Origin of the sequence: Mycobacterium sp. 852014-52144_SCH5372336 (genome assembly GCF_001665615.1) — a bacterium.
GTDB lineage: Bacteria > Actinomycetota > Actinomycetes > Mycobacteriales > Mycobacteriaceae > Mycobacterium > Mycobacterium neumannii_A.
This window is the reverse complement of sequence record NZ_LZSW01000059.1, coordinates 342,375-365,523: the sequence shown is the minus strand read 5'-3', so window position 1 is coordinate 365,523 and position 23,149 is coordinate 342,375. Positions and strand designations below refer to the sequence as shown.

Sequence of the window (23,149 nt, the reverse complement as noted above, 5' to 3'; positions counted from 1 at the left end):
TGCCGTCTGTGGATGAATCTGATGTTGTGCACCGTCGCGGCTGCACGACCGTGCGCAAAGCGTCGAAATTCCGCGGCGTGTCGTGTGCAGACACGCACGCTCGCGGCAAAGGGAGCTAGAGGTGGGCCAGTCTCGGGACGGAGCCTCTGGCCCGCAGGCCGGCTCCGGCTCTCTTGGTGAGTTCGCGTGAGCTACCGAGCAATCCGTCGAGCACGAGGACTCGTTTGACGTGCCGGTGCAGATCGTGTTCGGCGGTGAAGCCGATGCCGCCGAGCACCTGCTGGCAGTGCTTGGCCGCCGTCATCGCCGCCTTGCCCGCCGCCGCCTTGGCCAACATCGCAGTGAGGTCCGCACTTTCCGTACCGGGTAGGCCCAGCGTCGCCTCTGCGCCTTCGATCGCCACGAGCGTCTCGGCCAGCCGGTGCCGGATCGCCTGGAACGACGCGATCGGCTTACCGAACTGGACGCGATCCAGTGCGTGCTGACGGGCCAGCGCCAGCATGCCCCTAGCCGAACCGACCAGCCACCAGCCCACCGCGCGACGGGCCTCGCCCATCCGCATCAACTCGCCGTCAGGCACGCGGCGCAGCGGCAGGTCACCCAGCGTCGGCTCGGTGTTGGCCGCGCGCTCCCACACCACCCAGCCACCGCCGGTGTACGGCATCGGCGGTGTGCCGCCGGGCAGTCCGCCGATGGTCTCCAGCAGCACATCGTTGAGAACAGAAGCGTGCGAACCGGTTTCACCCAGCAGCCGGAACACTAGCGGAATCGCCTGGTCGGGCGTGTCGGCCAGCATCTCGGCCCAGCCGAGTTCCGCGAGTGCCGCGTCCAACTCCGCCCCGGAGACCGACAGCATCGTCTTGCGCAGGGTGTCCTCGAGCATCGCCAGTGATTCGGCGTCCAAACCGGATTCCACTCCTCACTCCTTACCGAGATCGAGCAGGCGACGGGCGATGATGTTGCGTTGCACCTCGGCGGTTCCGCCGTAGATGCTCGCCGCCCGCGAATACAGGTACTCGGTCCGCCACGTGTTGTCTTCGAGTTCGATGCGCCCGGGCAGCAGATCACGGACGGTGTCGAAGAGCCGCTGTTCGGCGCCGGCCAGCAGCACCTTGTCGATCGACGTGTCCGCACCGAGCTTCTGTCCCTCGCCCAGCCGGTGCTGGGTGGCGCGCGAACGGCAACGCACTGTGTGCAGCGCGAGGTACACCTCGCCGAGGTCGGAATCCGACGCGGTGCCAAGGCCTTTGACTTCGTTGACGAGATCGTCGAAGCGCGAGTACAGGTAGGCGATGCGCTGCCAGAAGCAGGTGGAACGCTCGTAGGGGAGCAGGTCCATCGCCAGTTTCCACCCGTCGCCGGGATTGCCCAGCATGCGGTCCGCAGGCACCACGACGTCGTCGAAGTACACCTCGCAGAACTCGTCGACGTCGTGCATGGTGCGCAGCGGCCGAACGGAGACGCCCGGCGAATCCAGGTCGACGAAGAACGCGGTGATCGCCTCGTGATTGGGTGTGTTCGGGTCACCGGTGCGGGTGAGCAGAATGCACCTCGTGGCGTACTGCGCGAAGCTGGTCCACACCTTCTGGCCGTTGACCACCCAGTTGTCACCCTGGGGCACAGCGCGGGTCGTCAACGACGCCAGATCACTGCCCGAACCGGGTTCGGAAAAGCCTTGGCACCATGACTCTTGGCCCGACAGCAACCGCGGCACCATCTCGGCGGCCAGTTCGGGCCGCGCGTAATCGATCATGGTCGGTGTCAGCACGTCGAGCATCGAGTACGGGCCCGGATGGTCGAGACCGCGTCCGACAACCTCCTCGCCGACGATGGCGCGAAGGATGTCGGGGCCGCCCAACCCGCCGGCCGACTCCGGCCAGCCGTAGCGCATCCAGTCGGCGTCGTACAGCGCCTTGAGCACTCGCAGGTGCTGGGCTTGATGCGCGTCGAGCGAGTCGTCGTCGGCGGGCGAGGTCAGGTCGTTGGCGTCGAGCCATTCCCGCAGCGCCGTGCGGAATGCCGCGGGCTCGAAGAGCTCTGTCATCCTGCTTCCGGCCTTCCGATCGCATGTGGGCGGCCGGAGTCGTGGTCACCGCTGCGCCGAATGAACGTCATGGCACGGGTTTTCAACCGCCAGCCCTCATCGGTGCGTACGTAGGTGTCGTTGTAGTAACCGATGCGCATGTCGTGCTTGGAATGCTCGATGAAACACAGCGGCTGAGTGCCCGACGCCTTGTCGGCGTCGTCGGGGTCGAGATGCACCAGCGACGTGCCGGTCATGAACAGGCCCTTGGGTGCGGCCTCGACGAGCTCGGGGAACCGGTTGAGCGTGTAGGTGGAGCCGAACGCGCTGTACGTCCCGTCGGGGGTGAACACCGATGTCAGGCCCTCGATGTCGCCCTGGGTGATGGTGACGGCGTACTTGGCCAGCAGCTGCTGGATCTCGACGAGATCGTCAGTTCGAGTCATGTCGGAAGACCTTACCGCCCTTCATTACAAACTTGACATCCCGTGTAACCCCGATGTCGGCGAGGGGATCACCGGGGACCGCGATGATGTCCGCGAGGTACCCCTCGGCGATGCGGCCCAGGTCGGTTCTGTCGATCAGATCGGCGGCGACGACGGTGGCCGCGCGCAGCACGGCGGCGGGTGGCATGCCCCAGTCCACCAACGTGACGAGCTCGTCGGCGTTCTTGCCGTGCGGAATGGCCGGGGCGTCGGTGCCGACCGCGATCTTCACGCCCGCTTCGTATGCGGCTTTGATCGACGTACGCGCCTTGGGGAACATCTCGGCGGCCTTGTCCTGCAGCGCTTTCGGAGCCCGGGACACATCCATGGCCTCGGCGAGGCGACGCGTGGTCACCAGAAATCGGTCGTTGTCGACGAGCATCTGGATGGCTTCGTCGTCCATCAGGAAGCCGTGCTCGATACAGTCGATACCGCATGCGACGGCGTGCTTGACCGCCTCGGCTCCGTGGGTGTGCGCGGCCACCTTCAGCCCACGTCGGTGTGCCTCGTCGACGATCGCCCGTAGTTCCTCGTCCGAATAGTGTTGTGCGCCAGCCTCTCCGGTCAGCGACATCACACCGCCGGACACGCAGACCTTGATCAGCTGCGCGCCGTGCTTGATCTGGTAGCGCACCGCCTTGCGAATCTCGTCGACACCGTTGGCGATGCCCTCCTCGACCGTCAGTTCCAGCGCGCCGGGCATGAACGCGGCGAACATCGTCGGATCGAGGTGGCCTCCGGTCGGGGTGATCGCGTGGCCCGCCGGGACCACCCGCGGACCATCGATCCAGCCAGCGTCGATCGCCTTGCCCAGCGCGACGTCGAGCAGGTACCCGCCGGTCTTGACGAACAACCCGAGGTTGCGAACCGTGGTGAAACCCGCCCGCAAGGTGCGCCGGGCATTGCCGACGGCCCGCAGCACCCGCGTCGCGGGGTCGTCCTGGACCTGGGACAGGCCCGGGTTCTCGCCCCGGCCGCCCATCAGGAGATTGACCTCCATGTCCATCAGGCCGGGCAGCAGGATGGCATCACCGAGGTCGATGACATCGCCCTCGGCCGCGCCGCCGACGGCTGCTGAATTGTCGGCGCCGCCGACGCCGATAATCCGGTCGTCGTCGATCCGGACGATTCCCGGCCGGACGATCTCGCCGGCGTCGACGTCGAGCAGACCCGCGGCTTTGAGGGTCAGCATCGATGAGCCGGTTGCGTGAAGGGCATCTGCACCGTCAGACCACCGGCTCCCTGATGCAGGTGATGTAGGTGGCTCCGCTGTCGAGCACGCGCGGCTGCTTCCACACCTCGATCGGGAACGACACGTTGACCAGCGACTGCATCATGTGGATGAGAGCCTTTGCGTCATCGGGCATTCCGTCCAGCGGGAAGCGGGCGTCGCAGTACTCCATGACGGCCTCGAGGCGCTCCATGCCGGCGTCGTAGAACTCCTGCATCTCCTCCATCGTCGAGGACAGGCGCTTCTGGTAGCGCTCCTCTTCGTTGGGCAGGCACCAGTCGGTGAACCGCTCCAGGTCGGCGAATTCTTCCGGCAGCTTAGGCATTGATCGCGTCCTTCTCGCTCGCGGTTGCGGCGGCCTGTCCGTTGGTGAGGCCCTTTTCCTTCTTGTAGGCGTTCACGTGGTCCCACGCGGTCTTGTGCAGGTGACGCAGCAGCACCTCCTGGTCGCACAACGGGAAGTCCTTGACGACACGGGTGTTGATCATCGTCTGGGTGGCTTCGAGGGTGTTGGCGTCCTGGAACGCGTACTCCTTGAACGTCACGGCCGCAAGCTCGTGGGCGAGTCGCTCGCGCGTGTTCGTCGCGGGCACGAAGTACAGGGTGCACTCGAAGATGTGCTTGTCCACGTCGGTGGGCCAGTAGTGGTAGGTCAGGTACCAGCCCGGCGCCCACAGCAGCAGCGTGAAGTTCGGGAAGAACTCGAAGGAGTCCTGACCCCAGGCGTGGTGCCGCGACGGGTTGACCGCGGGCGGAAGTTCTTCGGGCAGAATGCCCTTGATCTTCGGCCGGTCCCACGGACCGAACAGACCGCTGTGCAGGATCCGTTCGATGGGCTTGACCATGTTTATGTCCTTCGGCGGGCTCATCCCGCCCCACGAGGACACCATGGAGTGCCTGCCCTTGATGTCGTAGGCCAGTGCCTCGAAGCCGTAGCTGGCCAGCTTCTCGGCCTCCTCTTTGACCGCCTGCTTCATGTGCAGGATCGGCGCGTGATAGAACTCGACGAACGCGTCGATGAACAGCTTCCAGTTCGAGTTGACCTCGGCCCGATAGGAATACGTCTCGGTCATCTCGTGGAAGGGATAACCCTCCAGCCCCTTGGCGAAGTCCCCCAGGTACTCGGTGAGTGGTTCGGCGTCGTCGTCGAAGTTGATGAAGATGAAGCCTTCCCACACTTCGCAGCGCACCGGCACCAACCCGTAGTCGGCCTTGTCGACGTCGAAGAACTCGCCCTCCTGCTGGATGAAGGTCAGATCACCCTTGAGGTTGTAGCGCCAGGCGTGGTACTTGCAGGTGAACTGGCGGCACGTGCCCGAGACCTCTTCGCCGGGGTAGTCGTTCCATACCAGCTTGTTTCCGCGATGGCGGCACATGTTGTGGAATGCGCGCACCTCGTCGCCGTCCTTGACGATGATCACCGAGGTGCCCGCACCGGCCGACGGCATCTCGCGCGTGAAGTAGCTGCCCTTCTTGGGAAGCCGCTCCACTCGTCCCACGTTGAGCCAGCATTTGCGGAAGATGGCCTGCTGCTCGAGCTTCCACTGTTCCGGGTCGATCGAATCGGTGTAATCGACCGGCGCGGTGCCCAACTCGGGCCAGTGCTCGGTCCAGCTACCCTCTTCTGGTTTCGGGAAAAATGCCACGGTGTCTACCTCTCTGCGAGATTTTCGGAGTCTGGTTCTACGCCGAAAGTGTTGATGGCCATGGCCAGTGCGCCATAGCAGCCGATGGTGAAGACGAGGTCCATCAGCTGACGTTCCTCGAGGTGTTCGGACAGGGCGGCCCACGTCGCGTCGGAGACATTGGCGCTGTCCTGAAGTTCGTCGACCGCACGCAGTACGGCCCGGTCGAGCTCATCTGACGCCTCACCGCGTTGGACGGCGTCGATGACCTCGTCCGTCAGGCCCTCGTCGCGGCCCATCTCGACGTGGTGGCGCCACTCGTACTCGCACGTGGTCAGATGCGCGACGCGTAGGACCGCCAACTCGCGCAGCCGCGGCGGCAGCGTCGACCCGTACAGCAGGTGGAAGTTGAACCGCAGGAAGGCGCGGGTCAACTTCGGATGGCGGACCATCGTCGCCAGCAGGTTGCCCGCCCGCTCGGGGTTGCGCCGTTCGGGAGACATGCTCGACAGGGCCTGCTCGACGGATTCGTCCCACTCTGCTGCGGGCAGCGGCGGCACGCGCAAGGCGTCTCCTTCCTGTGTGCTCTCGGTGATGAGAATCAGGTTCTCATATTTCGCCAATAGATTTCCACCTTTCTTGCCGATGGTCAACGTTCGAGGCCATCGGTGGTGGTCACACGGGTGCCCCGCAGGGTCTAACTGCCCTGACAGGAGGCCATAGGGTGGCTTTCGGACATTGATTCTCGTAGGGTGAGAAGATAGTTTCCTCACACTGAGCACAGTCCGGATAGTTAGCCTCGGGGGACGCGACGAAAGGAACGGGCATGAACAAGGACGACATGATCTTGATCAGCGTTGATGATCACATCGTCGAACCGCCCGATATGTTCAAAAACCACCTGCCCAAGAAGTACATCGACGAGGCGCCGCGGTTGGTGCACAACCCCGATGGTTCGGACACCTGGCAGTTCCGCGACACGGTGATTCCGAATGTGGCGCTCAATGCGGTGGCGGGCCGGCCGAAGGAAGAGTACGGCTTGGAGCCGCAGGGGCTCGACGAGATTCGGCCCGGCTGCTGGCAGGTCGACGAGCGGGTCAAAGATATGAACGCCGGCGGCATCTTGGGGTCGATGTGCTTTCCGTCGTTTCCCGGCTTTGCGGGCCGGTTGTTCGCCACTGAGGATCAGGAGTTCTCGCTGGCGCTGGTGAAGGCCTACAACGACTGGCATGTCGAGGAGTGGTGCGGGGCTTATCCGGCGCGGTTCATCCCGATGACGCTGCCGGTGATCTGGGATCCGACCGAGTGTGCCAACGAGATCCGGCGCAACGCCGAGCGGGGTGTGCATTCGTTGACGTTCACCGAGAACCCGGCGGCGATGGGATATCCGAGTTTCCACGATTTCGAGCATTGGAAGCCGATGTGGGACGCGTTGGTCGACACCGAGACCGTGCTCAACGTGCACATCGGTTCGTCGGGGCGGTTGGCGATCACCGCTCCGGATGCGCCGATGGATGTGATGATCACGCTGCAGCCGATGAACATCGTGCAAGCCGCGGCCGATCTGTTGTGGTCGCGTCCGATCAAGGAGTATCCGACGCTGCGGATCGCGTTGAGCGAGGGCGGCACGGGGTGGATTCCGTATTTCCTGGAGCGGGTGGATCGCACCTATGAGATGCACTCGACGTGGACAGGTCAGGACTTCGGGGGCAAGTTGCCCAGTGAGGTGTTCCGCGAGCACTTCCTGACCTGTTTCATCGCCGATCCGGTCGGGGTGGCCACCCGCAACGCGATCGGGATCGACAACATCTGCTGGGAGGCCGACTACCCGCACAGCGATTCGATGTGGCCCGGCGCGCCCGAGCAGCTCAACGAGGTGCTCACCGCCAACAACGTGCCCGACGACGAGATCAACAAGATGACGTTCGAGAACGCGATGCGCTGGTATCACTGGGATCCGTTCACCCACATCACCCGCGAACAAGCCACCGTGGGTGCCCTGCGCAAAGCCGCCGAGGGCCACGACGTCTCGATCCAGGCCCTGTCGAAGAAGGAAAAGACCGGCGCGTCGTTCGCCGACTTCGCGGCCAGCGCCAAGCAGGTGACGGGCAACAAGGACTAAAGAGGTCTGCAAGTATCGGAAGTTCCGGCCGCGGGGCCGGAAGGAGCGTCTTCCAGTGCGCCGGTGCGGAAGTTGCCTTCACGCGCCGGCGCACTGCTCTGCGAGACGATGACAAGAGGAGAACCACCGTGCCCGGCGGGATGAGTTTCGAGCTGACCGAGGACCAGGAGCTGATCCGCAAGTCCGTCCGTGAGTTGGCGAGCAAGTTCGACGACCACTACTGGATGGAAAAGGACCTCGCCCACGAGTTCCCGCGGGAGTTCTACGACGCGATCGCCAAGGGCGGCTGGCTCGGGATGACCATCCCCGAGGAGTACGGCGGGCACGGCCTGGGCATCACCGAGGCAACGTTGTTGCTCGAGGAGGTGTCGCGCTCCGGGGCCGCGATGAACGGCGCCAGCGCCATCCATCTGTCGATCTTCGGGATGCAGCCCGTCGTCAAGCACGGCTCCGATGAGCTCAAGGCCGAGACGCTGCCGCGGATCGTCAACGGCGATCTGCACGTCTGCTTCGGCGTCACCGAACCCGGTGCGGGCCTGGACACCTCGCGCATCACCACCTTCGCCAAGCGCGAAGGCGACAAGTACCGGGTCAACGGGCGCAAGGTGTGGATCTCCAAAGCGCTGGAGTCCGAGAAGATCCTGCTGCTGACTCGGACCACCCCCTTCGACGAGGTCACCAAGAAGACCGACGGCATGACGCTGTTCCTCACCGACCTCGACCCCGACCGCGTCGACATCCGGCCCATCAAGAAGATGGGGCGCAACGCGGTCAGCTCCAACGAGGTGTTCATCGACGACCTGATGGTGCCCGTCGCGCACCGGGTCGGCGAAGAAGGCAAGGGCTTCAAGTACATCCTGGACGGCCTCAACCCCGAGCGGATGCTGATCGCGGCCGAGGCGCTGGGCATCGGCCGGGTCGCGCTGGAGAAGGCCGTGAAGTACGGCAACGAGCGGCATGTGTTCAACCGGCCGATCGGGATGAACCAGGGCCTGCAGTTCCCGCTGGCCGACTCCCTTGCCCGCCTCGATGCGGCCGAGTTGGTGCTGCGCAAGGCCACCTGGCTCTACGACAACGGCAAAGCGTGTGGGCGCGAAGCCAATACGGCCAAGTACCTGTGTGCTGACGCCGGTTTCGGCGCGGCCGACCGGGCCCTGCAATTGCACGGCGGAATGGGTTACTCGGAGGAGTATCACGTCTCCCGCTACTTCCGCGAGTCGCGGCTGATGAAGATCGCACCCGTGAGCCAGGAGATGATCCTGAACTTCCTCGGCGAGCACGTTCTCGGGCTGCCGCGCAGCTACTGACGATGGAGTCCTGACTAATGGTCAACTATTTCGACTTGTCGGGCCGTTCGGCGCTGGTAACCGGTGCCGCCGGCGGTATCGGCTCGGCGGTCGCGCAGGCCCTGGCCCACGCGGGCGCCGCGGTGCTCGTCACCGACATCGACAAAGATGCCGCAGCTGCGGTGGCACAACGCATTTCAGCCGGCGGTGGGCGCGCCGAGGCCACCGCGCTCGACGTCGCCGATCGGGACTCCGCCGATGCCGCTGCCGCACAGGCGGCCGCTCTGGCCGACGGTGCCCTGCACATCCTGATCAACAACGCGGGCGTGACCAAGCCGGCGATGTTCGAGAAGACGACGCAAGAGTCGTTCCGCCTGTTGTTCGACATCCACGTGATGGGCGCGTTCAACGTCACCCAGGCCGCGCGGCCGCACATCCCGACCGACGGCACCGGTCGCATCGTCAACGTCACTTCGGCGGCCGGCCTGACGGGCACGCTCGGCCAGGTCAACTACTCGGCGGCCAAGGCGGGCATCATCGGATTCACCAAATCCCTTGCCCGCGAACTGGCGACCAAGAAGATCGTGGTCAACGCGCTGGCGCCGCTGGCAGCGACCCCGATGACCGAGACCATCCGCACCAATGAGAAGTTCTCGGCGAACATGATGAACCGCATTCCGATGAAACGGTGGGCGAACCCGGAGGAGGTCGCCGGCGCGTTCGTGTTCATGGCGTCCGACGCCGCGTCCTACATCACCGGACAGGTGCTGCCGGTCGACGGCGGAATGGTGATGTGAGCGCCGCAGCGCCACTGAGCGGCGTCACGGTCGTCGCGATGGAACAGGCCGTCGCCGCACCGATGTGCACCCGGGTGCTCGCCGACTTCGGCGCCCGCGTGATCAAGGTGGAGAACCCCAAGGGGGGTGATTTCGCCCGTGACTACGACGACGTGGTCAACGGCCCCGGTGGGCTGGCCGCACACTTCGTCTGGTGCAACCGCGGTAAGGAGTCGGTGACGCTGAACACCAAGGCGCCCGAGGGTATGGACCTTCTGCACCGCCTGCTGGATCGGGCGGACGCGTTCGTGTCCAACCTCGCGCCGGGAGCCACCGCGCGGATGGGCCTGGCCCCGGCCGACCTTGCGGCCCGTCACCCCAACGTGATCCCCGTCGAGATCGACGGGTACGGCCCTGGTGGTCCCATCTCCCACAAACGGGCCTACGACCTTCTCGTGCAGGCGGAGTCGGGATCGTGCGCGGTCACCGGCTATCCGGGAATGCCGGCCAAACCGGGACCCGCGATGGCCGACTTCTCGACGGGCCTGTATGCGGCGATCTCCATCCTGGCGCTGCTGGTCGGACGAGCCAGGGGCGATGTCGGGGCCGCGAGTCCGTCTGTCGCGCTGAGCCTGTTCGACGTGATGACCGACGTGATGGGTTATCAGTTGACCTACACCCAGCATTCGGGCATCGACCAGGAACCGCTCGGCGTCGGCTCACCGGCGGTCGCGCCCTATGGGGCGTTTCCGACGCGCGACGGGCAGACGGTGGTGCTGGGCACCACCAACGACCGGGAATGGCAGCGGGTGGCCCGCGAGATCATCGACCGTCCCGACCTCGCCGAGGATCCCCGCTTCGCCACCAACCCCGACCGGTGTGCCCACCGCGAGATCCTCGAGGAGGCCATCGGATCCTGGTGTGCTCAACGTGATCTCGCCGAAATTCAGAAGATCGCCGACGACGCCGGAATCGGTAACTCGCGATACAACGTGCCCAGCGAGGTCGTCGTGCACCCCCACCTCACCGCTCGGGACCGGTGGCGCACCGTCGCCACGCCCAAGGGAGACATCCGCGCGCTGCGCCCGCCGCCGGTGATCACCGACTTCGAACAGCCGATGGGGGCGGTGCCCGGTCTGGGCGAGCACACCGACACCGTCCTCGGCGAATTAGGCCTCACGGCAGAAGATCTCGCGCGGTTGCGCGCAGACGGCGTGATCGGACCCGCGTACTCGTGAGCGATGACGTGCTGTTGACCTCCGACAGCGACGGTGTGCGGACCCTGACGCTGAACCGGCCGGACCGCAAGAACGCGATCAACGCGCAGCTGTGGGAGAAACTGGCCGATGCGCTGCGGGCGGCCGCCCGCGACACCGCGCTGCGCGCATTGGTCATCACCGGGGCGGGTGGGGCGTTCTGCTCGGGCGCCGACATCGGCGTACCCGAGGACATCCACCCGCGGCACAAGCTGCGTCGGCTCACCGACGTCGCGCTGGCGCTGCACGAACTGTCCGTGCCCACCATCGCCAAGGTGACCGGGGTTGCGGTCGGGGCGGGCTGGAACCTGGCGTTGGGCTGTGACTTCGTGGTGGCGACACCGGAAGCCCGGTTCTGCCAGATCTTTTCGAAGCGCGGCCTGTCGGTCGACCTCGGCGGTTCATGGCTGCTGCCCAAGATGGTGGGTCTGCAGCAAGCGAAGCGCCTGGTGCTGCTGGCCGACATGATCGACGCCGAGGAGGCCCACACGCTGGGCTTGGTCACCTGGGTGAAGCCCACGGACAAGATCGACGGCTTCGTCGCGGATCTGGCGGCGCGCCTTGCAGCGGGCCCACCGGTTGCGTTGGCGCAGAGCAAGGCGCTGCTCAACGACGGGGCCAACGCCACGCTGCGGGAGGCGCTAACCAACGAGGCCCGCGCCCAACCGGGCAACTTCGCCACCGCGGATTCGACGGAGGCCTATGCCGCGTTCGCCGGGAAACGCGAGGCCGTATTTACTGGTCGATGGGCGCTCGGGCCCGGATCGGAGAAGAACAATGCGTGAAACCGTAATCGTGGAGGCCGTGCGCACGCCGGTCGGCAAGCGCAACGGCGGACTGTCGGAGATGCATGCCGCCGACCTGTCCGCGATCGTGCTCAACGCGCTGGTGGAGCGTGCGGGTATCGATCCCGACATCGTCGACGACGTGGTGTGGGGTTGCGTCTCTCAGGTCGGCGACCAGTCCAGCAACATCGGCCGCTATGCGGCGCTGGCGGCGGGCTGGCCCGAAACCATCCCCGGCACCACGGTCAATCGCGCCTGCGGATCCAGCCAGCAGGCGCTCGATTTCGCTGTCCACGCGGTGATGTCGGGTCAGCAGGACGTCGTGGTCGCCGGAGGGGTGGAGGTGATGAGCCGGGTGCCGCTCGGCTCGGCGCGCGCCACCGGTATGCCGTACGGCCCCAAAGTCCTGGAGCGCTACGCCGATTTCTCCTTCAACCAGGGCATCTCGGCGGAGCTGATCGCCCAGAAGTGGGGCTTCTCGCGCACCCGGCTCGACGAGTACTCGGTGCGCTCACATGAATTGGCTGCCGCCGCGCAGGACAAGGGTGCGTTCGAATCGCAGATCATGCCGGTGTTCACCGACGGTGAGCCCGTCGTCGCCGACGAAGGCGTGCGGCGGGGGAGCACGGTCGAGAAGCTCGCGGGGCTCAAGCCGGCGTTCAAGGACGACGGCGTCATCCACGCGGGTAACTCGTCACAGATCTCCGACGGTGCCGCAGCACTGCTGGTGATGGCCGCCGACAACGCCGTGGCGCTGGGCCTGAACCCGATCGCGCGCTACCGCGCTGGTGCGGTCACCGGCGCCGACCCGGTGCTGATGCTGACCGGTCCGATCCCGGCGACGGAGAAGGTTCTACACAAGGCCGGAGTAGCCCTCGACGAGGTCGGTGTGTTCGAGGTGAATGAGGCGTTTGCGCCGGTGCCGCTGGCATGGCTGGCCGAGACCGGCGCCGACGAAAACAAACTCAACCCGCTCGGCGGGGCAATCGCATTGGGACATCCACTCGGGGCTTCGGGCGCGGTGCTGATGACGCGGATGCTCAACCACATGCGCGACAACGGTATTCGGTTCGGTCTGCAGACCATGTGTGAGGGCGGCGGAACCGCCAACGCGACGTTGGTCGAACTCATCGCGTAGCGACCATCGCCTAGCGGCTTGATAGAACCCATCGCTGGCGATGGTGCCCCAACACGTCGCCTGACCTCACGGGAGGACCCGCGTGCAGAGAAACCTGTTCACCGACGACCATGAGGCGTTCCGCGAACTGGCCCGTGACTTCGTCGAAAAGGAAGTGGTCCCGCACTATCCCGAGTGGGAGAAGGGCGGCCGCATGCCCCGCGAGGTTTTCAAACAGATGGGGTCGCTGGGCATGCTCGGCATGGCCATCCCTGAGGAGTACGGGGGAGGTGGTACCTCCGACTATCGCTACAACGTTGTGCTGCAAGAGGAGGCGGCGCGCGCACTGGTCACGCTGTCGACCGTGCGCACGCAGCTCGAGGTGATCCTCCCGTACTTCCTGCACTATGCCAACGAGGAGCAACGGAAGCGGTGGTTTCCCGGACTCGCCGCCGGTGAGCTGCTGACCGCCATCGCGATGACGGAACCGGGCACCGGATCCGATCTCGCCGGTGTGCGCACCACCGCGGTCCGCGACGGCGACGACTGGATTCTCAACGGCGCCAAGACGTTCATCACCGGGGGTATGCAGGCTGACCTGGTGATCGTGGTGGCGCGGACCTCGACCGATCCCGACAACCGGCGCAAGGGGCTCACACTGTTCGTCGTCGAGGACGGAATGCCCGGGTTCACCCGAGGCCGCGAGCTGGAGAAAATGGGCTGCAAGGTCCAGGACACCGCCGAACTCTCATTCGTCGACGTCCGCGTGCCGGCGGCCAACATGCTGGGCGCAGAAGGGGAGGCCTTCAGCTACCTCGGCCACAATCTGCCCCAGGAGCGGCTCACCGTCGCGGTCGGATCGGTCGCGCAGGCGCGCTCGGCGATCGCGGCTGCCATCGAGTACACCAAGAGCCGCAAGGCATTCGGGACTCCGGTGGCGTCATTCCAGAATACGAAGTTCGAATTGGCGGCCTGCTCGGCGGAGGTCGAGGCCGCACAGGCGATGCTGGATCGCGCGGTGGCCCTGCACGTCGACGGCGAGTTGTCGGGCGCGGATGCGGCCCGCGTGAAGCTGTTCTGCACCGAGATGCAGCAGCGTGTCGTGGACCGCTGTCTGCAGTTGTTCGGCGGCTACGGCTACATGATGGAGTATCCGATCGCGCGGTTGTACACCGACGCCCGCGTTGCGCGCATCTATGCCGGCACCAGTGAGGTGATGAAGGTGATCATCGCCAAGTCGCTCGGCCTTTAGCGATTTCGGTGCACTTCGGGTCGCTGAGCGATACGTAGTGCACCGAAATCACTGGGGAAGTTGCGGTTTGATTTCTTCGATGACCCACTGCGCGTAGTCGAGGTATTCGTCGACGCCGCTCACGGGTGGCAGGGGAACCGCACTGACGGTGACGCCTTGTTGCGCGAGCCAGCCCAACCGGTCGACGATCTCGGCGGCGCTCATGCCCGGCCGGCCATCGGGGTCGTCCTGCACGGTGTGGCCTTCGCCCACCCGGTTCGTTCCCAGCCCGTGCACCACGTCGAACGGGCGTCCGTCGTAGCCCGGCTGGGACTTGATGAAGTCGAGGCGCTCGGCGATCTTGTCGGGCGGGGTGAGAAACGACCACCAACCCGACGCGTACTTCGCCGCCCTGCGCAGGGCCGCGTCGGCATCGCCACCGATCCAGATCGGCAGATGCGGCTTCTGAATCGGCTTGGGCTCGAAGGCGATGTCATCGAAGGACACATACGTGCCGTCGAAGCTGGGCGAGTCGCTGGTCCACAGTTCGACGATCGCAGCCAGATATTCGTCGGCGATGCGGCCGCGTTCGCGGAACGGCACACCGAGCAGGTCGAATTCGCGTTCCAGCCAGCCCACTCCGAACGTCACCATCATGCGGCCGCTGCTCATCCAGTCGGCGGTGGCCAGCGACTTCGCCAATACGATCGGATGTTGCAGCGGCAGCACCGTGATGCACGAATTAAGCATGATGCGCTGCGTGGCACCGGCGAGATACGCCTGCGCGACAGTCGACTGCAGATAGTGCGGACCGGACAGTTCGACGTGGTCGTTGGGGATCGCGAAATGCTCGGGCACCGCGATCATGTCGTAGCCCCACTCGTCGGCGCACTTGGCCATCCGCGTCTGGTCGGCACCCGTCACCGATGCTTCCCACGGCTGCATCATGGCCTTGAGCCGCAGCATGTGCGGGAGGTTGAACACAAGCTTCACACGGACTCCTATTACGGGATTTGGGTGCACTTCGAGTCGCTGAGCGATACGTACTGCACCGAAATCGCCCCGGGGCTACTTGAGCATGCTGCCGGCGTCGATCGTCACGGGAAGGCCCGTGACGTAGCGCGACTCGTCCGATGCGAGGAACAAAACGGCGTTGCTGACATCCTCGGGCTCCACCCAGCCGACCGGTAACACGTGCATGAACTGGGCTGCGACGGCGAGATCGTCGGGTCCGGGATTCTCCAGATCGGGACGGAACAGCTTCATGGTCCCCTCGTTCATGAACAGCGGCGTGTTCACGTTCGTGGGACAGACGGCGTTGACCCGGATCGAGTGCTGACCCAGTTCGACGGCGAACGTGCGCATCAAGCCGATCACGCCGTGCTTGGCGGCGATGTAGTGGCCGGTATGGGGGTAGGGCTTGAGGCCGCCGACCGAGCTGGTCAGGATGATCGAACCGCCACGCCCGCCGGAAAGAATGTGGGGGACCGCGGCTTTCACGGTCTTCCACACGCCGGACAGGTTGACGTCGATCATGTCGCGCCAGTCGTCTTCGCTGGTCTTGTCCAGCGTTGCGCCGCCGTTGCCGATGCCGGCGTTGGCGACGACGACGTCGAGTCGGCCCAACTGTTCGACGCCGCCGTCCACGACCGCCTTGAGTGCGTCGTAGTCACGCACGTCGACCTCGGCGGTGACGATGCGGCGGTTCAGGTTCTTGACGAGATCGGCCGTCTCGGCGAGGTCATCCGGTGTCGCCCAGGGGATGTCGTCGTTGCTGGAGATCTGCTTGCAGACGTCCACGGCAATGATGTCGGCGCCTTCTGCGGCGAGGCGCACCGCGTGGCTGCGGCCCTGACCCCGTGCCGCGCCGGTCACGAACGCGACTTTGCCCTCGACTCGTCCACCCATGTGTCCACCTTCTGGCCGCTCGAAATATTGGTCGATCGATCAGGAGCGTGGCACCGATCGGCCCACGTGTCAACAGTCGGGGCTCATGAGATGGCGCATCGCGGTGTTGCGCTCTGTGAATGCCGCGTCAGCCAGGCGGAGGCCGCGACCTGCCTGTGGTCAACGAGTCCGTCAGCGATTGCATCCAGCGCTGCATGAAGTCGCGCATCTCGTCGTGTCCGAGCGTGACGCCGACCGCGTCCTCGTTGCACAGGCTGCGCGCGATCTGCACGATCAGCATCGAAACGGCGACCGGCGGGTAGTCGTCGAGATCGACGCCGTGAGCACGCAGGGCCACGGTGACCGCGGCGGTCTCGATGTCGCGTACGCGCTCCGCATACGTCTTCAGTTCGGCACGAATCACCTTGCGGTGGTTCGCCAACGCCATGAACTCGGTGTTCAGGCCGGTCCGACGCAGATCGCTGTTGATCAGCCACAGCGTGCGCAGCGGGTCGTCATCGGTCAGCGCCGCGCGCATGTTCTCCAGGGACGCCTCCGCGCCGGCCCGCAGCACCTCGACGAACAGGTCGTCCATCGTCGGGAAGTAGTAGTAGACCAGCGCCTGTTTGACCCCGGCTTCGGCGGCCACGCGTCGCGACGTCGCCGCGGCATAACCCTCGTCGCGCATGACCTTCGCCGTGGCCTCGATGAGGCGTTGCCGTGCTCCCGCTTCGGCTGGTTTCACCTTTTCGGCGCGCGGCATCAACGACCCTCCGCCCGAATGCTTGACCCTCTGTCACGGGCCGTGATAGGCATGGCGCATCCTAACAGTTTGATCGATCGATCAGATTGATTGCGGGCGCCAGGACCGGAAGGACGGCCGTTGATGACCGATCTCGCCTCGGTGGACTACTTCTCCGACCATGCGATCAGTCAGGATCCCTACGACTACTGGGACCACCTTCGCGGGCAGGGCCCGGTGTTTCGGGAACCCAACTACGGCGTCGTCGCCGTCACCGGCTACGCCGAAGTGGTGGCGGCCTTCAAGGATCACGACTCCTTCTCGGCGGTCAACGCGATCGGCGGGCCGTTCCCGCCGCTGCCATTCGTCCCCGACGGCGACGACATCACCGAACAGATCGAGGCGCACCGCCATCTGTTTCCCATCCACGAACACATGGTCGTGATGGACCCGCCGGCCCACGAGCGGGCCCGGTCGCTGCTGACCAAACTCCTGACACCACGCAGGCTCAAGGAGAACGAGGACTACATGTGGCAACTGGTCGACAGTCAGATCGACCAGATCATCGGCCCGGAGTCCGGACAGGGGCGCTGCGAGTTCCTCTCCGAATACGCCAAGCCCTTCGCCACGTCGGCGATCATCGACCTGCTCGGCGTGCCCGAGGAGGACCGTCCGGAGTTTCTGGCCGCGCTCGGCGTCGAGGAGCGCTACGGCACGCGCGTCGGCGCGCTCGACGGCGCCCCGGTGGGGCGCGACCCGCTGCAGTATCTCGACGACAAGTTCGCCGGCTATCTCGCCGAGCGTCGCCGCGAACCGCGCGGCGACGTGCTGTCGGGGATGGCCACGGCGGTGTACCCGGACGGCTCGACACCGGAGCTGATCGAGGTGGTCAAGCCGGCGACGTTCCTGTTCGCCGCGGGCCAGGAGACCGTCACCAAGCTGCTCAGCGCGGCGGTGCAGACCCTCGGGGACCGGCCGGACTTCCAGCAGATGCTGCGCGAGCACCCCGAGCGGATACCGACGTTCATCGAAGAGGCGCTGCGCATGCACTCACCGACCAAGGTCGACTTCCGGCTCGTCCGCAAGAGCACCACGCTGGGCGGGGTGCCGCTGAAGGCCGGCACGATCGTGATGCTGTGCCTCGGCGCTGCCAATCGAGACCCACGCAAGTTCCACGATCCGCACGAGTTCCGACCGGACCGCAAGAACGTGCGCGAGCACATCGCGTTCGGTCGCGGGATCCACTCCTGCGCGGGCGCGCCGCTGGCTCGAGTGGAGGGCCGCATCACCGTGCAGAGGTTGCTCGAACGCATGCGCGACATCCGGATCAGCGAGTCGGCCCACGGTCCGGCCGGTGAGCGCCGCTACGCCTACGAGCCGACTTTTTTGCTGCGCGGGCTGACGGAGCTGCACATCGAGTTCACGCGCCGGTAGGAATCGGGCGCGCGGCGGTGATGGCCGACGGTCGAAATAGCCCTTGACCTGCTGATGTGATGGCCGTCTAAACCGATTTTGGCTGAGACGCTTGTCACAGCGCCCAAACCTACCTACTGTGTGTTCACTAGGTTGGTTGAACGAAGGAGTTCGGTGTCCGCCACGGAGTCCGCGCGGCCGTATGCCACGCTCCTCGCCAAGGGCGAGGATCGTCGTCAGCGCATCCTCGCGGTGGCCGAACGCCTACTCGCGCGCAACGGGTGGCGCAACACGTCGCTGGCCCAGATCGCCAAGGAAGCCGGGGTCACGCCCGCTGGTCTGCTGCACCACTTCGAGTCCAAGGAGCAGCTCCTCAACGCGGTGCTCGACGCCCGTGACGCCGACGACGCCATCCACGCCGACTACCGCTCCGGCGACCTCGTCACCGAGCTCGGCCGGGTCCCCGAACGCTTTGACCGCGCGCCCGAACTCGTCGGGACCTTCACCGTGCTGCTGGTGGAGAACATCGCGCCCGACGCGCCGCTGCACGACCGCCTTGTCAAGCGTTACCGCGACGCGGTCGACATCATCACCGCGATCATCGAGCGCGGTCAGCGCAGCGGCAAGTACCGCCAAGACCTCGACGCGGCCACCAAGGCCGTGGAAATCCTCGCCTTCACCTATGGAATGGAGACCCTATGGTTACTCGACCCATCGATTCAATTGGCCGAGGTGTTCAAGGGGTACGCCGAGTCGCTGGGACGCGAATTGGCGCCGCGGAGCTCGACATGAGGTACCGGCTCGACATCGTTGCCCCGACGGTGACGGACGCGGTGAAGTATGCCGGCGGCTGGATCTACGACCGGGTGATGGCCGGGTGGGACGTCACCGTGCTCGTCGGTGGTGACGAAGACGTTCGCCCGCTGACGATCCTCGGAGCCGAGACCCTCGACCTGGAAACGGTTCTCGCGGAGTGGGAGGAACGGCCGCATCCGGCCACCGTCGCCGTCGCGGCCAACATGATCGACCGCGACGCGCGGGTTCTCCAGCATGTGCGCAACGCGCTCGATCAGGGTGCGACCGAGGTGACCCTGTGGGGTGAGCGGGTGCCCGCCGAGCTCGACAGCAGCGTCGATTCCGTCGAGCACCGCCTGAGCGCGGCGGCCAGAGCGTTCAAGGCCAAGGCGCTGGCGGCAGCCGGCGATCCCGGAGCCGCCGAGGTCAGCGGCTGCGAGATGTTCCGCTGCGGGATGATGGTCTCCGTCGCCGCGGATCTGGTGCCCGCCAGCTGATTTCGGCGGGCGCCGGCCGCGTCACCGATAGTCGCTGGATTCGGCCAACTCGGCGGCCGAGCGCATCAACTCGACGATGACTGGGCCGTACGCGAGCAGCTTCGGGTTGTCGCCCGCGCGCTGGAAACCCTGTTCGAGCACGATGGCGAGCTTCCACTTCGCCAGCACCAGGTAGTAGTCGAGGTCGTCGACCTGGCGCCCCGACACCTTCGCATAGTGTTCGACTACGGCTGCGCGCGAAGGCATTCCGCGCATGTCGACATAACCCATTTCCGAATCCGTCGGCGCCGTGGTGTCCTCGGGCCAGCTCTGCACCATCCAGCCCAGATCCAGCTTCGGGTCCCCGACGGTGCCCATCTCCCAGTCGACGATCGCCGCGAGCCGCGCGGGAGCGCCGTGCCGATACATCACGTTGGCGAACTGGTAGTCGCCGTGCATGAGCCCGGGGACGTAGTCCAGCGGGCGGTGCGTGCGCAGCCAGTCGGTGGCGACGTCGAGGCCGTCGATCTCACGGCCCTTGATGCGCTCGAAGAACGCGGTCCAGCGGTCGACCTGGCGTTCGTGAAAGCCGTCGGGCCGACCCAGATCGTGCAGACCCTTTGCCTTCCAGTCAACTTGGGACAACAGCGCGATGCCCTCGGCGAGTTGATACGCCAGGTCCCCGCGCGCAGACAAGTCGGAGTCGAACGGTTCGGGCCACTTCCGATCGTCGAGATCCATCGGCGACCACCCGTCAACGAAACCCATCAAATAGAACGGGCGGCCGAGCACCGCGGCATCCTCACACACCGCGACGGCCTCGGTATGGGGAACGTCGGTGCCGTCGAGCGCCTCGATGATGCGCCACTCCCGCAGGATTCCCTTGTCGCGGTCGGGCGGGGCACCCGGCGGCGGCATCCTCAGCACACAGCTGTGTTCCCCGCGGCACAACTCGTAGATGACGTTCTGGGTGCCGCCCGACAAGAAGCGGGTCTGCAGTGGCTCACCCTTGCCGGGCAGTTCGGCCGCGTCCATCCAGTCGGTCAGCCGCGCAACGTCGATCGCGGTGTCGCTCACAGGTTCCCCACTTCATGGTCCAGATACTCGGCGAACTTCGCCCTGGCCTTCTCCCGCTTGGCCGGGATCCATTCGCTGGGCCATGTGTCACTGCTCGGCGCATAGTCGCGCAGCACCTGCTTGGCCACCGTCGTCTTGTGCACCTCGGTCGGCCCGTCGGCCAGTCCCATCACCGCGGCGCCGGTGACCATGCCCAGGAACGGCATCTCGTTGGTGACGCCCAGCGCTCCGTGGACCTGCATTGCGCGCCAGGCGATATCGTGCAGCACCGTCGGCATCACGACCTTGACCGCGGCGATGTCCTTGCGGACCTTCTTGTAGTCGTTGTACTTGTCGATCTCCCATGCGGTGTAGAGCACCATCAGCCGGAACTGCAGTAGCTGTGCGTACGAGTCCGCGATGTAGCCCTGCACGAACTGCTTCTCAGACAGCCTGCTGCCCTGAGTCTCCCGGCTCAGAGCGCGTTCGCACATCATGTCCAGCGCTTTGCGGGACAGTCCGATCGTGCGCATCGCGTGGTGGATACGGCCGCCGCCGAGGCGGGTCTGGGCGATGACGAAAGCCTGGCCTTCGCCGCCCAGCAGCGCGTCCGCGGGCACCCGCACGTTGTCGTAGTGGATCAGCGCGTGCGAACCTTCGTCGTCACGCTCGCCGTGCAGTCCGACGTTGCGGACGATGTTCACGCCGGGGGTGTCGGTGGGCACCAGGAACATCGACATGCCCTGGTAAGCGCTCACGTCGGGGTTGGTGACGACCATGACGATCAGGAACGAGGCGGTCCTGGCGTTGGAGGAGAAGAACTTCTGACCGTTGATCACCCAATCGTCGCCGTCACGGACGGCGGTGGTGTTGAACAGCGTCGGATCTGCACCGGCGTGTGGTTCGGTCATCGAGTAACAGGAGAAGATCTCACCCGCCAGCAGCGGATGCAGATAGCGCTCCTTCTGGGCGTCGGTGCCGTAGTGGGCGATGATCTCGGCGTTGCCGGTGTCGGGTGCCTGACAGCCGAACACGATCGGTGCCCACTGGGAACGGCCGAGGATTTCGTTGAGCAGCGCGAGCTTGAGCTGGCCGTGACCCTGTCCGCCGAGTTCGCGGCCGAGGTGGGTGGCCCACAGCCCTCGTCGACGCACTTCGTCCTTGAGTGGGTCGATGACCTTGCGGCGGTTGGCGTCCAAGGGCACGAACTGCTGGTCGGGAAACGCCAGGTCGAGCGGTTCGACCTCCTCCCTGACGAATTCGTCGGCCCAGTCGAGAATCTTCTGGTACTCGGGGTCGGTCTCGAAATCCCACGCCATCGTGGTCTCCTTTCGCGCTGAATCAATCTTGAGCTGAGTGCGGCGTCGGTGTTCTGGTGTTGAACCCGGCGATCAGCGCCGCGATGTCGTCGGTGACGACGTCGGCGAACGAGCGATCGCCGAAAGTGCCGCTCGCCCAATGTCGGACGCCTTCGCTGACGTGCATTCCCGCCACACGGGAGAGGTGCTCGACGTCGACATGCGCGCCGATCTTTCCGTCCCGCTGCGCCCGGGTGAACAGTTCGCCGAACATGTCGGCGTCGGCGGTCCCGTCGACGGCCTCACCCGCGAGGATCCGGTGTTCATGCCGGTAGCCCTCGAGGATCGTCTGGATGATCAGCTCGCGCGGATTGCGCGCCATCGACCGTTCGAGGCTGCGCAGTGCCTCGCCGATGACGGCCTCGACGTCGTAGTCGGCGCGCAACAGCGTGCGCACCTTCTTCTGCGCCGACCGGGTCGACAGCAGACCGACCTCGAAGAGGATGTCCTCTTTGCCCGGAAAGTAGAAGTAGAACAGGCCCCTTGACACGCCCGCGGCCCGGCAGATGTCGGCGACGGTCGTCTTGGCATACCCGTTCGTGCGCCACAACGCCATAGCCGCCTGTACGAGCGCGCGCTTCGTCTCATGCGAACGAGCCCGCTGAAATGACGCGCGCCGTTGACCAGCGTCAGCCATGACTTCGCCGCTGGCCTTGGACACTCCGGCACTGTAACAGGGCAATTGAGGCTTGCAAATAGTTGACGTTTGTCCAACTATCTAGTGATGGTCGCGACACTGGACGGCAGGCGCATCTTGGTGACCGGCGGCGCCACGGGCATCGGCGCGGCCGCGGTGCGCGTGCTGACCGAGGCCGGCGCACGCGTAGTGGCCACCCGCCACACCACGGCGCCACCCGACGTGCCCGGCGTGTCCTGGGTGCACTGCGACGTGCGTGACGCCGAAGCGGTCGACCGGACCGTGCAGGCCGTCGCCGACGAGATGGGTGGACTCGACGTACTGCTCAACGCGGCCGGACTGTGGCAACCGGGCATCCCCGGTCAGATCACCACCGACGACATCGAGATCCTCTTCGACACCAACGTCAAGGCCACGATCCTGACCAATCAGTCGGCGTATGCGGTGATGCGGGAGAACGGCGGCGGGCGCATCATCAACTTCGGATCCGCCGAGGCGGTGATGGGCAGTCCGCTCTCGGCGGTATATGCGGCGACGAAGGGGGCGGTGGCCGCGTGGACACGCTCGGCGGCCAGGGCATGGGCCGCCGAGAAGGTATCGGTGATCGCGCTGGCGCCCGCGGTACAGACACCGGGCGCCGACCGGCTGCGCGAATTCCTCGGACCGGCAGCCGAGTTCATGGATGAGCAGCTGAAGACCTCGATCCCGCTCGGCGGAGCGCTTGGTGACCCCGTTCGTGATCTCGGCCCCGCGCTGGTGTTCTTCTGCAGCGAGGGGTCACATTTCATGACAGGACAACTCGTCGCCGTCGACGGCGGCCTGATCATGCTGGGGTCGTAGACCCACGA

Annotated in this window: 24 protein-coding genes; 11 read left to right on the top strand and 13 right to left on the bottom strand. The window is 65.6% G+C overall.

Annotated features, from left to right (window positions below):
• Positions 1-115: 115 nt before the first annotated feature.
• The 7 genes from A5759_RS21545 to A5759_RS21515 are packed head-to-tail and all read right to left on the bottom strand — an operon-like array spanning position 116 to position 5,930.
• A complete protein-coding gene (locus tag A5759_RS21545; RefSeq protein WP_068201261.1) occupies positions 116-883 on the bottom strand; it encodes an acyl-CoA dehydrogenase family protein in 768 nt (255 codons plus the stop codon).
• Positions 884-919: 36 nt separating this feature from the next.
• Entirely contained in the window at positions 920-2,044 is a 1,125-nt protein-coding gene (locus A5759_RS21540) for an acyl-CoA dehydrogenase family protein (protein WP_068201031.1), read from the bottom strand.
• The gene (locus A5759_RS21535; RefSeq protein ID WP_064417397.1) at positions 2,041-2,469 is read right to left on the bottom strand and encodes a nuclear transport factor 2 family protein; all 429 of its coding nucleotides are present in this window, start codon (positions 2,467-2,469) and stop codon (positions 2,041-2,043) included. The genes A5759_RS21540 and A5759_RS21535 overlap by 4 nt, the downstream gene beginning before the upstream one ends.
• Complete coding sequence (locus tag A5759_RS21530; RefSeq protein WP_068201029.1) at positions 2,456-3,700, bottom strand: amidohydrolase family protein; 1,245 nt, start codon at positions 3,698-3,700, stop codon at positions 2,456-2,458. The genes A5759_RS21535 and A5759_RS21530 overlap by 14 nt, the downstream gene beginning before the upstream one ends.
• Positions 3,701-3,734: 34 nt before the next feature.
• Positions 3,735-4,064 (bottom strand): hypothetical protein, encoded by a 330-nt coding sequence (locus A5759_RS21525; protein WP_068201026.1) that lies wholly within the window; start codon positions 4,062-4,064, stop codon positions 3,735-3,737.
• Positions 4,057-5,385, bottom strand: a complete 1,329-nt coding sequence (locus tag A5759_RS21520; protein ID WP_068201024.1) for an aromatic ring-hydroxylating dioxygenase subunit alpha — start codon at positions 5,383-5,385, stop codon at positions 4,057-4,059. The genes A5759_RS21525 and A5759_RS21520 overlap by 8 nt, the downstream gene beginning before the upstream one ends.
• Before the next feature lie 5 nt (positions 5,386-5,390).
• Positions 5,391-5,930, bottom strand: a complete 540-nt coding sequence (locus tag A5759_RS21515) for a carboxymuconolactone decarboxylase family protein (RefSeq protein WP_066845438.1) — start codon at positions 5,928-5,930, stop codon at positions 5,391-5,393.
• 260 nt (positions 5,931-6,190) lie between these two features.
• Between A5759_RS21515 and A5759_RS21510 the strand changes: the two genes are divergently transcribed.
• From A5759_RS21510 to A5759_RS21480, 7 genes are all read left to right on the top strand, one after another.
• On the top strand, positions 6,191-7,486 hold the full coding sequence (locus A5759_RS21510) for an amidohydrolase family protein (RefSeq protein ID WP_068201021.1): 1,296 nt from the start codon (positions 6,191-6,193) through the stop codon (positions 7,484-7,486).
• Positions 7,487-7,626: 140 nt separating this feature from the next.
• Positions 7,627-8,793: an acyl-CoA dehydrogenase family protein gene (locus tag A5759_RS21505; RefSeq protein ID WP_066845275.1), complete on the top strand. Its 1,167-nt coding sequence runs from the start codon at positions 7,627-7,629 to the stop codon at positions 8,791-8,793.
• A gap of 17 nt (positions 8,794-8,810) precedes the next feature.
• Positions 8,811-9,569, top strand: coding sequence for an SDR family NAD(P)-dependent oxidoreductase (locus A5759_RS21500; RefSeq protein WP_068201019.1), 759 nt, complete (start codon positions 8,811-8,813; stop codon positions 9,567-9,569).
• Entirely contained in the window at positions 9,566-10,786 is a 1,221-nt protein-coding gene (locus tag A5759_RS21495; protein ID WP_082962226.1) for a CaiB/BaiF CoA-transferase family protein, read from the top strand. The genes A5759_RS21500 and A5759_RS21495 overlap by 4 nt, the downstream gene beginning before the upstream one ends.
• Before the next feature lie 8 nt (positions 10,787-10,794).
• Complete coding sequence (locus A5759_RS21490; protein ID WP_082962242.1) at positions 10,795-11,589, top strand: enoyl-CoA hydratase/isomerase family protein; 795 nt, start codon at positions 10,795-10,797, stop codon at positions 11,587-11,589.
• Positions 11,582-12,727, top strand: coding sequence for a thiolase family protein (locus tag A5759_RS21485; protein ID WP_068201015.1), 1,146 nt, complete (start codon positions 11,582-11,584; stop codon positions 12,725-12,727). Before A5759_RS21490 ends, A5759_RS21485 begins: the two co-directional genes overlap by 8 nt.
• Positions 12,728-12,809: 82 nt before the next feature.
• Complete coding sequence (locus A5759_RS21480) at positions 12,810-13,958, top strand: acyl-CoA dehydrogenase family protein (RefSeq protein WP_068201013.1); 1,149 nt, start codon at positions 12,810-12,812, stop codon at positions 13,956-13,958.
• A 48-nt stretch (positions 13,959-14,006) separates the two neighbouring features.
• Here A5759_RS21480 and A5759_RS21475 read toward each other — a convergent pair whose 3' ends face one another.
• From A5759_RS21475 to A5759_RS21465, 3 genes are all read right to left on the bottom strand, one after another.
• Positions 14,007-14,930 carry a TIGR03619 family F420-dependent LLM class oxidoreductase gene (locus A5759_RS21475; protein ID WP_068201010.1) on the bottom strand — a complete coding sequence of 308 codons (924 nt, stop codon included), beginning with the start codon at positions 14,928-14,930 and terminating at the stop codon, positions 14,007-14,009.
• Between the two features lie 75 nt (positions 14,931-15,005).
• Complete coding sequence (locus A5759_RS21470) at positions 15,006-15,845, bottom strand: mycofactocin-coupled SDR family oxidoreductase (RefSeq protein WP_068201008.1); 840 nt, start codon at positions 15,843-15,845, stop codon at positions 15,006-15,008.
• Between the two features lie 127 nt (positions 15,846-15,972).
• On the bottom strand, positions 15,973-16,587 hold the full coding sequence (locus A5759_RS21465) for a TetR/AcrR family transcriptional regulator (protein ID WP_068201006.1): 615 nt from the start codon (positions 16,585-16,587) through the stop codon (positions 15,973-15,975).
• A 123-nt stretch (positions 16,588-16,710) separates the two neighbouring features.
• On the opposite strand from A5759_RS21465, the gene A5759_RS21460 reads away from it, so the two are divergent.
• The 3 genes from A5759_RS21460 to A5759_RS21450 all read left to right on the top strand — a co-directional run bounded on the left by A5759_RS21460 (position 16,711) and on the right by A5759_RS21450 (position 19,271).
• A complete protein-coding gene (locus tag A5759_RS21460; RefSeq protein ID WP_068201004.1) occupies positions 16,711-18,000 on the top strand; it encodes a cytochrome P450 in 1,290 nt (429 codons plus the stop codon).
• Between the two features lie 153 nt (positions 18,001-18,153).
• Positions 18,154-18,771 (top strand): TetR/AcrR family transcriptional regulator, encoded by a 618-nt coding sequence (locus tag A5759_RS21455; protein WP_064397130.1) that lies wholly within the window; start codon positions 18,154-18,156, stop codon positions 18,769-18,771.
• Positions 18,768-19,271: a hypothetical protein gene (locus A5759_RS21450; RefSeq protein ID WP_066845303.1), complete on the top strand. Its 504-nt coding sequence runs from the start codon at positions 18,768-18,770 to the stop codon at positions 19,269-19,271. The genes A5759_RS21455 and A5759_RS21450 overlap by 4 nt, the downstream gene beginning before the upstream one ends.
• 21 nt (positions 19,272-19,292) lie before the next feature.
• Here A5759_RS21450 and A5759_RS21445 read toward each other — a convergent pair whose 3' ends face one another.
• From A5759_RS21445 to A5759_RS21435, 3 genes are read right to left on the bottom strand one after another with little or no spacing between them, the layout of a single operon-like run.
• Positions 19,293-20,285: a phosphotransferase family protein gene (locus A5759_RS21445; RefSeq protein WP_197506155.1), complete on the bottom strand. Its 993-nt coding sequence runs from the start codon at positions 20,283-20,285 to the stop codon at positions 19,293-19,295.
• Positions 20,286-20,323: 38 nt separating this feature from the next.
• Entirely contained in the window at positions 20,324-21,625 is a 1,302-nt protein-coding gene (locus tag A5759_RS21440) for an acyl-CoA dehydrogenase family protein (RefSeq protein WP_068201000.1), read from the bottom strand.
• Between the two features lie 22 nt (positions 21,626-21,647).
• The gene (locus tag A5759_RS21435) at positions 21,648-22,301 is read right to left on the bottom strand and encodes a TetR/AcrR family transcriptional regulator (RefSeq protein WP_082962241.1); all 654 of its coding nucleotides are present in this window, start codon (positions 22,299-22,301) and stop codon (positions 21,648-21,650) included.
• A gap of 87 nt (positions 22,302-22,388) precedes the next feature.
• On the opposite strand from A5759_RS21435, the gene A5759_RS21430 reads away from it, so the two are divergent.
• Positions 22,389-23,141 carry an SDR family NAD(P)-dependent oxidoreductase gene (locus A5759_RS21430; RefSeq protein ID WP_068200996.1) on the top strand — a complete coding sequence of 251 codons (753 nt, stop codon included), beginning with the start codon at positions 22,389-22,391 and terminating at the stop codon, positions 23,139-23,141.
• The last annotated feature ends 8 nt before the right edge of the window (positions 23,142-23,149 follow it).

What these genes read in the sequence shown, in the direction of transcription:
- A5759_RS21500 (WP_068201019.1), top strand. Translation starts at nt 8,811, where the DNA reads ATGGTCAACTATTTCGACTTGTCGGGCCGTTCGGCGCTGGTAACCGGT.
- A5759_RS21485 (WP_068201015.1), top strand. Translation starts at nt 11,582, where the DNA reads ATGCGTGAAACCGTAATCGTGGAGGCCGTGCGCACGCCGGTCGGCAAG.
- A5759_RS21460 (WP_068201004.1), top strand. Translation starts at nt 16,711, where the DNA reads ATGACCGATCTCGCCTCGGTGGACTACTTCTCCGACCATGCGATCAGT.
- A5759_RS21505 (WP_066845275.1), top strand. Translation starts at nt 7,627, where the DNA reads ATGAGTTTCGAGCTGACCGAGGACCAGGAGCTGATCCGCAAGTCCGTC.
- A5759_RS21430 (WP_068200996.1), top strand. Translation starts at nt 22,389, where the DNA reads ATGGTCGCGACACTGGACGGCAGGCGCATCTTGGTGACCGGCGGCGCC.
- A5759_RS21470 (WP_068201008.1), bottom strand. Translation starts at nt 15,845, where the DNA reads ATGGGTGGACGAGTCGAGGGCAAAGTCGCGTTCGTGACCGGCGCGGCA.
- A5759_RS21535 (WP_064417397.1), bottom strand. Translation starts at nt 2,469, where the DNA reads ATGACTCGAACTGACGATCTCGTCGAGATCCAGCAGCTGCTGGCCAAG.
- A5759_RS21525 (WP_068201026.1), bottom strand. Translation starts at nt 4,064, where the DNA reads ATGCCTAAGCTGCCGGAAGAATTCGCCGACCTGGAGCGGTTCACCGAC.
- A5759_RS21435 (WP_082962241.1), bottom strand. Translation starts at nt 22,301, where the DNA reads ATGGCTGACGCTGGTCAACGGCGCGCGTCATTTCAGCGGGCTCGTTCG.
- A5759_RS21465 (WP_068201006.1), bottom strand. Translation starts at nt 16,587, where the DNA reads ATGCCGCGCGCCGAAAAGGTGAAACCAGCCGAAGCGGGAGCACGGCAA.
- A5759_RS21440 (WP_068201000.1), bottom strand. Translation starts at nt 21,625, where the DNA reads ATGGCGTGGGATTTCGAGACCGACCCCGAGTACCAGAAGATTCTCGAC.
- A5759_RS21445 (WP_197506155.1), bottom strand. Translation starts at nt 20,285, where the DNA reads ATGGACGCGGCCGAACTGCCCGGCAAGGGTGAGCCACTGCAGACCCGC.
- A5759_RS21540 (WP_068201031.1), bottom strand. Translation starts at nt 2,044, where the DNA reads ATGACAGAGCTCTTCGAGCCCGCGGCATTCCGCACGGCGCTGCGGGAA.
- A5759_RS21450 (WP_066845303.1), top strand. Translation starts at nt 18,768, where the DNA reads ATGAGGTACCGGCTCGACATCGTTGCCCCGACGGTGACGGACGCGGTG.
- A5759_RS21545 (WP_068201261.1), bottom strand. Translation starts at nt 883, where the DNA reads ATGCTCGAGGACACCCTGCGCAAGACGATGCTGTCGGTCTCCGGGGCG.
- A5759_RS21530 (WP_068201029.1), bottom strand. Translation starts at nt 3,700, where the DNA reads ATGCTGACCCTCAAAGCCGCGGGTCTGCTCGACGTCGACGCCGGCGAG.
- A5759_RS21510 (WP_068201021.1), top strand. Translation starts at nt 6,191, where the DNA reads ATGAACAAGGACGACATGATCTTGATCAGCGTTGATGATCACATCGTC.